Source organism: Corynebacterium antarcticum, assembly GCF_016595285.2.
GTDB lineage: Bacteria > Actinomycetota > Actinomycetes > Mycobacteriales > Mycobacteriaceae > Corynebacterium > Corynebacterium antarcticum.
Window position 1 is genome coordinate 373,279 of record NZ_JAENIP020000003.1, and the last position, 14,616, is coordinate 387,894.

General features: G+C 67.3%; 11 protein-coding genes. 10 read left to right on the forward strand and 1 reads right to left on the reverse strand.

Going from position 1 to position 14,616, the window contains the following annotated elements:
* Window positions 1-29: 29 nt before the first annotated feature.
* The 10 genes from JIM95_RS09015 to JIM95_RS09060 all read left to right on the forward strand — a co-directional run bounded on the left by JIM95_RS09015 (window position 30) and on the right by JIM95_RS09060 (window position 11,795).
* Window positions 30-1,067, forward strand: coding sequence for a FecCD family ABC transporter permease (locus tag JIM95_RS09015; protein ID WP_200258947.1), 1,038 nt, complete (start codon window positions 30-32; stop codon window positions 1,065-1,067).
* Window positions 1,067-1,834 (forward strand): ABC transporter ATP-binding protein, encoded by a 768-nt coding sequence (locus JIM95_RS09020; RefSeq protein WP_200258950.1) that lies wholly within the window; start codon window positions 1,067-1,069, stop codon window positions 1,832-1,834. Before JIM95_RS09015 ends, JIM95_RS09020 begins: the two co-directional genes overlap by 1 nt.
* A gap of 43 nt (window positions 1,835-1,877) precedes the next feature.
* Complete coding sequence (locus JIM95_RS09025; protein ID WP_200258957.1) at window positions 1,878-2,996, forward strand: ABC transporter substrate-binding protein; 1,119 nt, start codon at window positions 1,878-1,880, stop codon at window positions 2,994-2,996.
* A gap of 307 nt (window positions 2,997-3,303) precedes the next feature.
* Complete coding sequence (locus JIM95_RS09030) at window positions 3,304-4,059, forward strand: MerR family transcriptional regulator (protein ID WP_200258958.1); 756 nt, start codon at window positions 3,304-3,306, stop codon at window positions 4,057-4,059.
* Window positions 4,056-5,348, forward strand: a complete 1,293-nt coding sequence (locus JIM95_RS09035) for an MFS transporter (RefSeq protein ID WP_200258959.1) — start codon at window positions 4,056-4,058, stop codon at window positions 5,346-5,348. The genes JIM95_RS09030 and JIM95_RS09035 overlap by 4 nt, the downstream gene beginning before the upstream one ends.
* A 15-nt stretch (window positions 5,349-5,363) precedes the next feature.
* Window positions 5,364-6,782, forward strand: a complete 1,419-nt coding sequence (locus JIM95_RS09040; RefSeq protein ID WP_248113633.1) for a DHA2 family efflux MFS transporter permease subunit — start codon at window positions 5,364-5,366, stop codon at window positions 6,780-6,782.
* 10 nt (window positions 6,783-6,792) lie between these two features.
* On the forward strand, window positions 6,793-7,824 hold the full coding sequence (locus JIM95_RS09045) for a 6-phosphofructokinase (protein WP_200258960.1): 1,032 nt from the start codon (window positions 6,793-6,795) through the stop codon (window positions 7,822-7,824).
* A 100-nt stretch (window positions 7,825-7,924) separates the two neighbouring features.
* Complete coding sequence (locus JIM95_RS09050; RefSeq protein WP_200258961.1) at window positions 7,925-8,467, forward strand: VanZ family protein; 543 nt, start codon at window positions 7,925-7,927, stop codon at window positions 8,465-8,467.
* A 94-nt stretch (window positions 8,468-8,561) separates the two neighbouring features.
* Window positions 8,562-10,067, forward strand: coding sequence for an Asp-tRNA(Asn)/Glu-tRNA(Gln) amidotransferase subunit GatB (gene gatB / locus JIM95_RS09055; protein WP_200258962.1), 1,506 nt, complete (start codon window positions 8,562-8,564; stop codon window positions 10,065-10,067).
* Window positions 10,068-10,514: 447 nt separating this feature from the next.
* On the forward strand, window positions 10,515-11,795 hold the full coding sequence (locus JIM95_RS09060) for a YkvI family membrane protein (RefSeq protein WP_234034647.1): 1,281 nt from the start codon (window positions 10,515-10,517) through the stop codon (window positions 11,793-11,795).
* Window positions 11,796-11,894: 99 nt separating this feature from the next.
* Here the strand turns inward: JIM95_RS09060 and JIM95_RS09065 are convergent, their stop codons facing one another.
* Window positions 11,895-14,357, reverse strand: coding sequence for a polysaccharide lyase 8 family protein (locus tag JIM95_RS09065; protein ID WP_200258964.1), 2,463 nt, complete (start codon window positions 14,355-14,357; stop codon window positions 11,895-11,897).
* Window positions 14,358-14,616: the final 259 nt, after the last annotated feature.

Genomic DNA, 14,616 nt, shown 5'->3' on the forward strand with positions numbered 1-14,616 from the left:
TGCCCCACGCGCCCCGGAGAGGGCGCCGAGTGTTCCGACGTGTGAGAACCCCCCTGCTGTTCCTGATCCTCGTCGCGGTCGGGGCAGCCAGCTTCGTCATCTCCCTGACCTTCGGGTCCGTCGAGTACAGCCGTGACGAGGTGTGGACTGTGGTCCGCGCGCATCTCGGCGGCGGAGTCGGCCCCGATCCCGCCGTCGACGCCATCGTCTGGCAGCTCCGCGCGCCCCGGGGGCTGCTCGCCCTGATCGTCGGCGCCGGGCTCGCGGTCTCGGGGGTCGCCATGCAGACCCTCGTGCGCAATCCCCTTGCCGACCCCTACCTGCTGGGTGTGTCCGCGGGTGCGAGTGTCGGGGCCACCGCGGTGATCACCCTCGGGATGTTCAGCTCCTTCGGCGTCTGGGCGCTCTCCGGCGGCGCACTCGTCGGTGCGCTCGGGGCGACGGCCACGGTGTACGCCGTCACCGTGATCCAGGGCGGCATCACGCCCCTGCGGCTGATCCTCTCCGGCGTGGTGCTGTCGTCGGCGTTCTCCGCGATCGCGAGCTTCCTCGTGTTCCGCTCCCCGGAATCCCGGGCGGCGCAGTCGGTGATGTTCTGGATGCTCGGTTCCGTCGCCGGCGCCCAGTGGGACCGCGTGGTCCTGCCCCTCGGTGTCGTCGTCGTGGGGGTCGTGATCCTCATGTCGCTGTCCTCCCGGCTCGACGCGCTCGCCGCGGGCCCCGACACCGCCGCCGCACTCGGGGTGCGGGTCGGCCTGCTCCGCCAGGCACTGTTCTTCATCCAGGCGCTCCTGGTCGGGGCGATGGTCGCGGTCTCCGGGGGAATCGGCTTCGTCGGCCTGGTCATCCCGCACCTGGCCCGACTCATGGTCGGTTCCCTGCACATCCGGCTGCTGCCCATCGCGGCCGCGACCGGGGCGGTGTTCCTCCTCTGGGTCGATGTGCTGTCCCGGGTCGCGGCGGCACCGCAGGAGATACCGCTCGGCGTCGTGACCGGAATTCTCGGCGCCCCCCTGTTCCTGCTGCTCATGGGGCGCAACAGGTACCGCTACGAGGGGCACAGCTGATGGCTGACATGAAGATCGAAGCGCTGGACTGCGGCATCGGGCGGACGACGATCCTTCGGGACGTCACCTGGTCCGCCGAGCCGGGCACCATGACCGCCATCGTCGGCGTCAACGGCGTCGGAAAATCGACCCTGCTGCGGTGCCTGGCCGGAATCACCCGCCCCCACTCCGGCGAGGTTCAGATAGACGGCCGGAACGTGCACGGCCTGCCGCCCCGGAAGCGGGCGAAGCTGGTCACGTTCGTCGGGCAGGAGGAGACCCCGCCGGGGGATCTCACGGTCGGCGAGACGGTGGCCCTCGGCAGGCTGCCCCACCGGAGACCCTGGGAGTTCGGCGGCCGCCGCGAGAACGAGATCGTCCACGACAGCCTTGCGCTCGTCGGCATGGAGGCCGAGATCGACCGCCCGTGCGACCAGCTTTCGGGCGGGCAGCGCCGACGCGTCCTTCTCGCCCGGGGGCTGGCCCAGGAGACCCCGGTGATCCTGCTCGACGAGCCGACCAACCACCTCGACGTCCACCATCAACTGCACCTGCTCGGGGTGCTGCGCTCGACGGGCCGGACGGTGATCGCCACCGTCCACGACCTCGATCTCGCGATGGTGTACTTCGACAGCGTCGTCCTGCTCCACGGGGATGGCGTCCTCGCCGCCGGTCCGTCCGGGCAGGTGCTCACCCCGGACCGGATGCGAACGGCCTTCGACGTCGGGGCCCTCATCGCCGACCTGGATCACGCGCGCAACCCGCACCTGATCGTCGACACCCTCTGACCGTCCGAACACCACCCACCACCACCCAACCAAGGAGAACACCATGAAGAACACGACCAGGGCGCTCATCGCCGTACTGGCCACCTCGACCCTGCTGGTCGGCTGCTCCGGAGGAGACGCCGGCACGACCGACTCAACCGCCACGACGGCCAGCGACGGGAAAACCACGGCGGCTGCCGGCACCGAAGCGGCAGAGGGACCGGTGACCGTGGAGAACTGCGGCACCGAGGTCACTTATGACGCCACCGAAAAGCTCTTCGTCAACGACGGCAACATCATCGCCACCGTCCTGTCCGCCGGCGGCCGGGACAGGATCGCCGAGGTCAGCTCCGTGCAGCGCGACCGCGACATCCTCGCCGCCAAGTACGGAGCCGACGTCGTCGACGGGCTGAAGGACGTCGCCGAGAAGTACCCCTCGCTCGAACAGATCGTCGCCGAACAGCCGGACATCTACGTCGCCGGCTGGAGCTACGGCCTGTCCGACGAGAAGAACATCACCCCCGACTCCCTCGCCGACCGGGGCATCGGCACCTACATCCTCACCGAGGCGTGCCGCCAGGAGGGGACCGACGCCCGCGGGATCGTGGACCCGTGGACCTCCGTGGAGACCGACCTCGCCAACATCGGAAAAATCGTCGGGGACCCGGACACCGCCCAGGCCGTGATCCGGGACCAGAACGAACGCCTGAAGGCCCTGGAGGAGGCCCCGCAGCCCGAGAACCGCCCGGTCGTGTTCCTCTTCGACTCGGGCACGGACGCCGTGTTCACCTCCGGGCGTTTCGGCGCCCCGGAGTCGATCCTCGACGCCGCCGGCGCCGAGAACGGGGCACACGACGTCGAGGACACCTGGGTCCAGGTCAGCTGGGAGAAGCTCGCCGATTCCGCACCCGACGCATTCGTGTTCGTCGAGTACCCGGGACAGGAACTCGACGAGAAGATCGAGCTGCTGCGCACCAACCCGGTGACCCGCGACCTGCCCGCCGTCAGGGAGAACAGGTTCATCAACCTGCCCTACGCGATGTGGACCGCCGGCCCGCTGAACATCGACGCCGCCGAGCACGTCCGCAAGGGCCTGGAACACCTCGAGCTCGTCCCCGCCTCCGACATCGTCCCCGAGCTGAAGCTGCCGGCGTCCGTCCCGGGCCAGGAGTACTTCAGCTAGGGACACCGTCCCGCGGACGGAAGGTTCGTATGTCGCGTCGTCCACGGGGCGGCCGGGAACGATACCGCTCGGCGGTGGGCGGTTGATCCGCACACCGGACCCGGCCACCGCGAGGTCGATCGCGTCGGTGTTCCCGCCGGCGGGGTGTGCGGTCCCGGCGTTCACGGCCTGATCGGGCGACATCAGGATCACTCCCGCTCAGCCGGGCCCGTCCACCGTCCGTACAGCGGTCCGGCGGGGACCGCCACCTTGGAGGGGGCGACGGACACTTGCGGCTGCCGCAACGGCAGCGCCTAGGCTCGGGCCCATGACGATGCCCACAATCGGCGAACTCGCCGCCTTCGCGGGGGTCTCGGCGCGGACGATCCGGCACCACCACGACATCGGGCTCATGCCGCCCGCCGGGCGGGACAGCGCGGGCCGACGGATCTACGCTCCGGCTGACGCCGTACGGCTCGCCCGGGTCAGGTCCCTCGCCGAGGCGGGATTCACGTTGACGGACATTCTCGAGGTGCTCCCCGTCGGCGCCACCGAGATGGACACCGGGACCTTCACCCGGGTCCGGTCACGGGTGGCCGGGCGTCTCGCGGAGGAGGCATCGGTGATCTCCGGCCAGCGCAGACATCTCGCCGGACTGAAATCCCCGGAACTCGTCGGATTGTCCGACGGGAACGGGGCGCTGTTCCGCCGGTGGCGGGAGATCGGGGTCGCCGAGGGATTCATCCGCGCAATCGGCCGGGTGTGGGTGGTCTACCGGACGGTGTTCCCGGACACGTTCGACGACGGCGTCCGCTGGGCGACCGAGGCTCTCGAGTCCGCGGAGTACCGGGTGCTGCTGCGCGACGTCAGCCATCTGTGGACGGTGGAGCCGGACGATCCTCTCGTGGTGGAGATCGCCCGCCGGGCGGCCGACTACATCCGGCGGCTCGACGAGGAGGAACTCCGGAGGGGAGAATTCCCCGCATCGGTGGTGCTCGACTCCGTGATCGGGGACATTCCTCCGGCCATCATCCGGTTCAACGAACTGGTCAGGCAGCTCACGGGTACGGAGGTCGCACGATGACGACCGGCACCCCGGCGCGGCACCGCGCCTCCGCGTGGCTGTACCTCTCCTCCGCGGGGCTCTCGCAGTTCGGCAACTCCATCGCGCTGATCGCGTGGCCGTGGCTGATCCTCGAACGCACCGGGAACCCCGCAGCCGCGGGCACCGTCGTAGCGGTCACCGCGGTCGCCGGGCTGATCGTGTCCTTCATCGGGGGTCAGCTGATCGACACCCTCGGGCGCAAACCCATGAGCGTGATCTCGGACGTGATCAGCGGACTGTCCATCGTCGCTCTCATCGCCGTCGACGCCTCCCTGGAACTGACGCTCGCCTGGTTCATCGGGCTCGCCGTGTTCGGTGCCGTCGGTGACGTGCCCGGAATGGCCGCCAGGCAGTCCCTGCTCGGCGACGTCTCGGCCACGTCCGGGGTGTCCCGGGACAGACTCGCCGGGATCATGCAGACACTCGTGGGCGTCGCCGCGCTGATCGGGCCCGCACTCGGAGGAGTGCTGATGGCGGTGCAGCCGGTTATCACGGTGCTGTGGATCACCGCGGGTTGTTCCCTAGTCGCCGCAGCGTTGACCACGACCGTGCGGGTGGCGCACACCGGTGGCTACGCGGGGGACACGGACCCGGATGTCCCCGACATGAGCGTCGTGCGCCAGTGGCGCGACATCCTCACCCACCCCATCGTGCGCCTCCTGCTCATCATGGGACTGGTGTCCACGATGCTCGTCGTCCCGTACCTGGTGATCCTGCTGCCCGCCCACTACCAGTCCGTCGACTCACCGGCCGTGATGGGGGCGGTGCTCGCCACCTACGCCGTCGGATTCGTCATCGGCGGCGGACTGGCCACCGTGCTCGGCACCCGGCGCCGGCGGACGCTCTGGGGGACCACCGTCGGCCTGTTCACCCTGGCGTTCCTCTTCCTGGGGGGACTCGGAAACGATCCGTTCGTGTTCACCGGTATGGTGCTCGCGGGAATCGGAGCGGGTCTCTTCGGGCCACTGCACCTCGTCCTGATCACCGAGACCGTCCCCGACCGGGTGCGCGGGCGGACCCTGTCCCTGTTCACCGCGGCCGGAAGCCTCAGTCAGTCGATCGGACTCACCGCGGCCGCACCACTGATCGCCGCCTTCGGCGTCTACCGCACGGCCCTCGGTATCGGGCTCAGTTTCCTCCCCTTCGGCGTCTGGTCCGGGATCTGCGGAGTCCGGACCGTGCCACCGGCACAGCCTGAGACCAACCCGGGACCCGGGCCCGGGAACGACCGGGGTGCAGCGACAGTGGAGGACGCGGAACAGCTGTAGTCGTAGGATGGGCCGGTGACCGACACCCGACCCGCATCCCCCGTCCTGCCCGAGAAACAGGCGTGGCGTGCCCTCGCCGCACTGTGCATCGGGTTCTTCATGATCCTCCTCGACCAGACGGTCGTGGCGGTGGCGACGCCCCAGTTCCAGACCGAACTCGGGGCCTCCCTCAACGCCGTCGTCTGGGTGACCTCGATCTACCTCATCACCTTCGCGGTCCCGCTGCTGGTCACCGGGCGTCTCGGCGACCGGTTCGGACAACGCGACGTCTATCTCGTCGGCATGGTCATCTTCACGCTCTCCTCACTGGCCTGCGGGCTCGCGCCGGGCATCGAGTGGCTGATCGCGGCCCGCGCCGTCCAGGGGCTCGGCGCGTCGATCCTCACCCCGCAGACGATGAGCGTGATCAACCGGATCTTCGCCCGGGAGCGCCGGGGCGCCGCGATGGGCATCTGGGGTGCCGTCGCCGGGTTCGCCTCGCTCGCCGGACCGCTGCTCGGTGGCCTGATCACCGGCACCCTCGGCTGGCAGTGGATCTTCTTCATCAACATCCCCTTCGGTGTGCTGAGCGTGGTGATGGTTGTGAGATGGGTGCCGTCCATGCCCACGGTCACACGCCGGGTGGATGGGCTCAGCGTCCTGCTCTCGCTGCTCGCCGTGTTCGGCGTGGTCTACGCGATGCAGCAGGGGCCGAAGCTGCACTGGCCGACGTGGATCTGGTTCGTGTTCGCCGGTGGTCTGGTGTCGCTCGCCCTGTTCCTGCACCGGCAGCACACGGCGGGGGAGAAGGGCGCGGATCCCCTGATCCCGCTCGGTATCTTCCGGAACCGGAACTTCTCCATCGGGGCGTTCTCCATCGCGACGATGGGCTTCGCCGTCGCGTCCATCGCCCTGCCCATGATGATCTACCTCCAGGACGGGCTCGGGATGAGCGCGGAGAAATCCGGGCTCATGCTGGTGCCCACGGCCGTGATCTCCGGTTTCCTCTCGCCCTTCGTGGGCCGGCTGGCCGATCGCGTCCATCCCCGGATCCTGTCGATGGTCGGTTTCGGCGCGATGACCGCGGCGGTCGGGATGCTCGCGGCCGTGATGCGGGACGGAGTGTCCGTCTGGTGGATCCTCGTCCCGGTCCTGCTCATGGGTGTCGGGCACGGATTCATCTGGTCGCCGAACTCCGCGACCGCGATGCGGGACCTGCCGCCGCAGCGGCTCGGGGCGGCCTCGGGTGTGTACAACACCACACGTCAGGTCGGTTCGGTCATCGGCGCCGCCGCCGTCGGTGCCGCGATGCAGATCGGAGCTGCGCGAACGTCGATCGGCAACGCCATGGGCAACGCCGTCATCATCACCGCCTGCGTACTTTTCCTTGGTTTTGTGTCCGTTTCCTTCTTCAGGTCTTCTTCCGAACGGGCATCCGTCTGCTCGGCAGACTAGGATGGGGCACATGCGAATTGCGACACTGACCTCCGGCGGCGACTGCCCCGGCCTCAACGCTGTCATCCGCGGTATCGTCCGCACCGCCAGTTCGGACTACGGATCAACTGTCGTCGGTTACCAGGACGGTTGGGTGGGTCTCATGGAGGACCGCCGTGTCCAGCTCTACGACGACGAGTCGATCGACCGGATCCTCCTCCGGGGCGGCACGATCCTCGGTACGGGTCGACTGCACCCGGACCGGTTCAAGAACGGGCTCGACCAGATCAAGGCGAATCTCGCCGACGCCGGAATCGACGCTCTCATCCCGATCGGCGGTGAGGGTACGCTCAAGGGCGCCAAGTGGCTCTCCGACAACGGAATCCCGGTCGTCGGCGTCCCGAAGACCATCGACAACGACGTCAACGGCACCGACTACACCTTCGGTTTCGACACCGCCGTCTCCGTGGCCACGGACGCGATCGACCGGCTGCACACCACCGCCGAGTCCCACAACCGGGTCATGATCGTCGAGGTCATGGGCCGCCACGTCGGCTGGATCGCACTGCACGCCGGCATGGCCGGTGGCGCCCACTACATCGTGATCCCCGAGCAGCCCTTCGACATCGCCGAGATCTGTAAGGCGATGGAGCGTCGCTTCCAGATGGGCGAGAAGTACGGCATCGTCGTCGTCGCCGAGGGTGCCATGCCCAAGGAAGGCACGATGGAGCTCAAGTCCGGGGGAGTGGACCAGTTCGGCCACGAGATCTTCACCGGCATGGGACAGCAGATCGCCGACGAGATCCAGGCCCGTGCCGGACACGACGTCCGCACCACGGTGCTCGGGCACATCCAGCGCGGTGGTACACCGACCGCCTACGACAGGGTCCTGGCCACCCGCTACGGTGTGCACGCCGCGCGCGCCTGCCACACCGGGGATTTCGGGAAGGTCGTCGCCCTCAAGGGTGAGCACATCAACCTCATCGGCCTCGAGGAGGCCGTCGGAACGCTCAAGCGCGTACCCGACGGGCGTTACCGCACCGCCCAGGCACTGTTCGGCTGACCCGACTCAACCAACTCCGGAGCCCCGACAGGAACACCGTTCCCGCCGGGGCCCCGCCGATTCACGGGGACTGCCGGGCGCGGTGGATACACTGTGGCCCATGCCCGGCGAGACCCCCACAGAGGGGCCGGGGGTCCGACGTCGCCACATCGTCGCCGCCCTGGTTCTCAACATCACCGTCATCACGGCACTGACCCTGTTCAAGTTCACCTTCGTCATCGCGGGCCTCTGGACCGCCGCCGCCCACCGGACCCGCGATATCCGCCTGATCCCGTTCAGCGAGTTGTCCACCGCCCAGGTCTGGTACGGTCCGCCCCTCAACATCGTGGGCAATTTCGCCCTGTTCCTGCCTTTCGGTGCGTTGGTGTGCCTCCTGCTCCGGGACCGGGCAGACCGGATGAAACGGACCGCGCTGACCGGTTTCGGGCTCAGTCTTCTCATCGAGACGCTCCAGTTCGTCTTCGCGGTCGGGTATTCGGATGTCGACGACCTCCTGTTCAACACCGTCGGAGCCGCAGCCGGTGCGTGGTTCGCAGACCGGCACAGCCCGCACCGGGACGGCCTGATCATCGGTGTCTCCGTGGTGTTCGTGCTGATCATCCTCATCCTGCTCTCATCCGGAGAGTGGACCGGGGGAATCTGAGCCGGTGGCGGTTCGGTCGTGCACGGGTGGTCGGGCCGGTGCAAGACGGGAGTGGAAGCGCGGGACCCGTCCGTCAGCCGTTAGACTGTCGGACATGACTGCTCCGGTAAATGATCTGATGGATTTCGATGAGGTACTCACGCGCTTCGACCCGGTGATGGGGCTGGAGGTGCACGTCGAGCTGGCGACCGAGACCAAGATGTTCTCGGCGTCCTCCGCGAACTTCGGCTCCGCCCCGAACTCGAACGTCGATCCCGTAAGCCTCGGGCTGCCGGGTGCGCTGCCCGTCGTCAATGCCAGAGGCGTCGAGTGGGCGATCAAGATCGGCCTCGCCCTCAACTGCTCGATCGCGGAGTCCTCCCGCTTCGCCCGGAAGAACTACTTCTACCCGGACCAGCCGAAGAACTACCAGATCTCCCAGTACGACGAGCCCATCGCGTACGACGGGTACCTCGACGTGGTCCTCGACGACGGAACCACCTGGCGCGTCGACATCGAGCGCGCCCACATGGAGGAGGACACCGGCAAGCTCACCCACCTCGGTGGTGCGGAGGGGCGGATCCAGGGCGCCACGTCCTCGCTGGTGGACTGCAACCGTGCCGGCGTTCCTCTCATCGAGATCGTGACCAAGCCGATCGAGGGGGCCGGCGAACGCGCCCCTGAGGTCGCCCGCGCCTACGTCAGCGCGCTCCGCGACCTGGTGAAGGCGCTCGGCGTGTCGGACGCCCGCATGGACCAGGGTTCCATGCGCGTCGACTCGAATCTCTCCCTCCGGCCCATCGGTCAGACCGAGTTCGGTACCCGCACCGAGACCAAGAACATCAACTCGCTGAAGTCCGTCGAACAGGCCGTGCGCTACGAGATGCAGCGCCAGGCACGCGTCATCACCGACGGCGGCTCCATCCGGCAGGAGACCCGGCACTACAACGAGACCGACGGGTCCACGACCGCCGGACGCATCAAGGAGACCGCCGAGGAGTACCGCTACTTCAACGACCCGGACCTCCCTCCGGTGATCGCCCCGCGCGAGTGGGTCGAGGAGATCCGGGCGACCCTGCCCGAGCTGCCCTGGGTGCGCAAGGCCCGGATCCGCGAGGAGTGGAACCTCTCCGACGCGGAGATGCGCGACCTCGTCAACGCCGGCGCCCTCGATCTCATCATCGCCACCGTCGAGGAGGGCGCGACCCCCGCGGAGGCGCGTTCCTGGTGGGTGTCCTACCTGACCCAGAAGGCCAACGAGTCGGGTGTCGAGCTGGAGCAGCTCGACATCAACCCGGCACAGGTCGCCCGCGTGGCCGCCCTGGTCAAGGAGGGGAAGCTGACCAACAAGCTCGCCCGCCGGGCGGTCGACGGCGTTCTCGCCGGTGAGGGCGACGTCGATGAGGTCGTCGCCGCGCGTGGCCTCGAGGTTGTCCGCGACGACGGGGCCATCGAGAAAGCCGTCGACGAGGCGCTCGCCGCCAACCCGGACATCGTGGAGAAGATCCGGGGTGGGAACACCAAGGCGGGCGGTGCCATCGTCGGCGCGGTCATGAAGGCGACCCGCGGCAAGGCCGACCCCGCGCTGGTGAACAAGCTCATCGCGGAGAAGTGCCGCTGATTTCACGCTGAGCGCGTGGACTGCCGGTGGTGCGGCGTGTCGCACCACCGGTTTCGTGTTGGCGGGGTTCCGGGGGAACCGGTGAATCCGGTGCCGCCCCGATCACGCTGGTGATGCGGCACCTGTCAGGCCCCGGTCGGGGATACGTCGGGCCGCGACCTCCCCTGAAGAGGGTTGATCGTTTCAGTGGGGAGATCGCCACCTGTCCGACTGCCTGTACGGGCATTTTCGATCGGTTCTGTGCAGCACCGACGCATTGGTCGGGCTGGTTCTCCGAATGGATCTCCACGGGACTGAATCCGCGCCACAGGTCCGATCAATGCGGGTTATCGGCCCCGACCTCGTTAGAATCTCCCTTGGTGATCCCCCGGCAACGGGAGTGGATCCGCAAAAACAGTGTTCGACGATTCTCCGGAGAGGGAGACACCCAACATGTTGAAACGAGTAATGGCAATCGCGATGGCCTTCGTCGGCCTGAGCGTCGGCGCCGGATTCGCATCCGGGCAGGAGGTGCTCCAGTTCTTCGTCGTGTTCGGTCATGCCGGTCTCTGGGGAGCCGTTTTCGTCGCGCTGATGATGTGCGTCGTCGGACTGGTCATCCTCCAGCTCGGCAGCTACTACCAGGCCACCGAGCACACCGCCGTCTTCGACCAGGTGGCACACCCGGTCGCAGCCAGATTCCTCGACGGCTCGGTGATGCTGACCATCTTCTCCCTCGGTATGGTCATGTTCGCCGGTGCCGGCGCGAACCTCGACCAACAGTTCGGCCTTCCCGTCTGGGTCGGCGCCGTCATCCTGCTCGTCCTCGTGCTGGTGCTCGGGCGGCTCGACGTGGACAAGGTGAGCAACATCATCGGTGCCATCACCCCGGGCATCATCCTCTTCATCCTCATCGCCGCCGTCTATGCCTTCGTGACCGCACCCGATGACTGGTCCCACCTGGAGGAATCGGCTTCGACGATCCGCACCACCCTGCCCAACGTCTGGGTCGGCGCCCTGAACTACCTCGGATTCTCCCTGATCGTCGTCGTCTCCATGTCGATCGTCATCGGCGGCTACTACCTCAACGCACGGATCGCCGGACTCGGTGGTCTCCTCGGTGGCGGCATCTTCGGCCTGATGCTGTGCCTCGTGGCCTCCTCGCTGTTCCTCAAGGTGGACATGCTCAAGGACGACGCGATGCCGATGCTGACGCTCGTCGGTCTCATGCACCCGATCATGGGCACCCTGATGTCGGTCGCGATCTACGGCATGATCTTCAACTCGGCGCTCGGCATGTTCTACGCCCTGACCCGGCGACTGACGGTGAACAAGCCGCAGAACTTCAACTCCACCTTCGTCATCACCGTCCTGGCCGGATTCGTCCTGAGCTTCCTGGGCTTCCGTACCCTGGTCACCTACCTCTATCCGCTGCTCGGCTACGTCGGCGTCGCACTGATGTGTGTCCTCGTCTACGCCTGGGTACGGGACCGCGGCATGATCGTGAACGAGGTCAAGCGTCGGCAACGTATCCGTGAACTGGTCACCCGGAAGCTCGATCCGTCGAGGAAGTTCACCGCGGGCCACCAGCGTGAGCTGACCCGTCGCCTGAAGGCCTCCAACATCGACGAGGAGGAGATGGCCGCGACCGTCCGGGAGAAGGTCGAGCGTCAGCTCGATGAGGATGACTCGGTCGATTTCTCCATCGACGACAGTTCCTCCGGACACGGTTCGTCGCACGTCAACTGATCTGTTCCCCGGAAATGCCGTGAGATGAGGCCCCGCTTCCACGTGTGACACGTGGAAGCGGGGCCTCTGGTGGTGTTCACCGCCGTCCGGCCTCTGTCCCTACGACGAGAAGAACGAGCTGCTGCCGGTGTCACCCAGCCAAGAGCTCAGGTTTTCCGCTGATGAGGGGGCCCCGGAAGGCGGCGTTCCCTTCCTGCGGAGGACAACCTTGCGGGATGCGCCTTCGAGGCCCGCGGTATCCACGACGAGTGTGGTCACCGCTGGTGTGGCGGTCACGGTGGCGCCCTCACCCGTGGACACCGGCCATTCTCCGGGCACCTTGATCGTGAGCTGTGCCGTTTCCTGGGTCGGGTCGGCTGCGGTGACGGTCAGCTCGTCGCCGGCGTACTCGGCCAGGACGACGGCGGGCTGCGTGAACTCCCAGGTGGCGTAGGTGCCCGGCTTCCAGACCGCGAAGCCGGTTGCATCGCCCACCTGGACGACCTGGGCGTGCTCATCGTTCTGCTCGATCTTGGCTGTCGCGGAGGAGCCGTTCAGTGTGTCGGCGATCCGGCGGGTCTCCTCGACGCTGGCCCTGGGCAGCAGTATCCAGCCGCCCGCTTTCTGTGAATCGCCGACGTGATCGAACTGGATGGTGGCCCAGGTGCGGGTGACCGGGTCAGTGGCCCCCGGGTAACTGCTACGGAACGGATTGACGTTCAGCCAGGTGTCGGTACGGTCATCGATGCTCGCCCGCACGGTTCCCGCAGTGAGGAACACGTAGCCGGCGACACCGTCGAGATGCGCCCACTTCGGATCCTTGACCGTCGCTTCTCCGGCGACCCGGCTTCCGTCGACGGTGAGCACCGGCTTGCCGTTCTCACCCATGTTGCGGTGCTCGACGACTGTCAGCGCCGGGCTGTCCGGCGCAGTGACTCCGCCCACGAGCTCCACGACGGAATCGGACGTTCCGAACCAGAGACGCCTGGCCTCGAGACCGTTGAGATCGGGTCCGATCAGGTGCATGCCGGCGAGACTGAGAGGTCCGCTGGTCAGGCCGCCGGTCCATTCGTTCTGCGGGGTGTCCACGCCCCAGGGGGCGCCGACACCGCGCTCGAGTTCCCGATGGTCCACCGTCGTCCCCGTCGGTGCGGAGTAGTCGACGGTGCACCAGAAACCGTCCTCGAACTGACCCATGTCGTCCGGGAGCATGAGGTAGCGCATGCCGCTTCCGGTCCGTGAGCCGAGTTCGTTCTCCCGGTTCCCGTACTCGTACCAGGAGATGCGCTTCGAGCACATCGACACCGCAACGGTCCAGTTCGCGCTGCGGTGGACCAGACGGTCCATGGACGGGAACATCTTGGGCTCGGACAGCGCCGGGGCCGGGGGGAAACTCTTCGCACGGTTCACCAGGGCGAGCTGCGACATGCTGTTCGTGTCGGTGAAGTCGTTGTAGGTGTTGCGGTGGAGCCATCCCGAGCAGAGGCCGCGCCAGCGGTCCGCGTACTCGGCCGGGGCGCGCTCCGCCAGGCGGATGATGGAGGTCACGATGGAGATCCCGTGGGAGGACCCGGGCTCGACCTTCCTGGAGACTGATCGGCCACGGACACCGTCGATGGCCTGGCCGTCGACGATGATCGGGATGTAGGCCTGGTCCACCAGGTAGTAGACGCGGTTCTTCCCGTCCTCGCTGATGTCGAAGGAGGTGCCCGCGACCAGATCGAACATGAGCGACAGGCCGGAGATCAGGACGTTTCCGTACGCACCGGTGTAGGGGATGTGGGTGTGCTGGACGAAGGAGCCGTCGCGGTAGAAGCCGTCGCCCGTCTCAACGTATTGCCAGGTCGCGGACAGGCCGTCCAGCGCGCCGCGGAGCCGTTCCTCGTCTCGGACCGCGATCGCGGAACACGCCACGGCGCGGCAGAGGTCAAGACGGTTGGCGCCGGTGGATGTCTTGCGGGCGTCTCCCTTGTTGACCTCCTGCTCAGTCGGGTCCGGGATGAAGTGGTTGATTCCCGCGGCGGCCCTGGCGAGAGTGTCCGCGGGCAGCTTGTCGCCCAGAAGGCACATGATGTCGCCGACGGCACGGGCTGCACCGGACTCCCAGTCCCACCAGTTGCCGTACTCGAACTGGTCGGGGTTGTAGCGCAGGGTCAGGAACCTGTCGAGGGCCGCCATGGCGGCGGCTAGGACCTCGTCGCTTCCGAAGTGCCTCGAGCCGGGAATGGACCAGCCGTTGGCCAGGGCGAGGATGCTCCGGGCGGTGGAGGTGATGTCCGGGGACTTCTCGGCCGCCAGATTCTTGCTCGTGAACACCGTGGTCGCAGCCTCCGGGCCGGTCGCGAGGTCAGCCAGTGTCCTGTCGACGGAGCGGTCCAGTGCCTCGATGAGAGGCGCGAACGCCGCGTCATCAGCGTCGAAGAGGTTCCTGGATGTGATGATGTCGATCCAGCGTTGGCGCAGTTCATCGAAGAGAGGCTCCGGGATCTCGGCTGCCGCGGCTTCCCGGAACACACTTCCCATCGCGGCGATCACGCCCACTGTGGCTGACGCCTTGAGGAACGTTCGGCGGGTCAGATTCATGGATACTCCTTCTTGTTTTGGGTACCGCGGCACAGCGCTGTTTTCGTCGTGTCACGACACGCCACGGACCGGTTCCCGGGGATGTACGGGCGCCGGATGAACGAAACCGGGGCCGGGCCCCTGTTTTCGCCAGCATAACTTGTGGGATGAGTCCGCGAACAGTGTTCAATGCACTATGCGTCACAGATCATCGTTCTGGTCTGTGACCCGTCCGTCGTCTGACCGGTCCTCCGCAGGTGGTGCAACCCCCGTGGCGTCG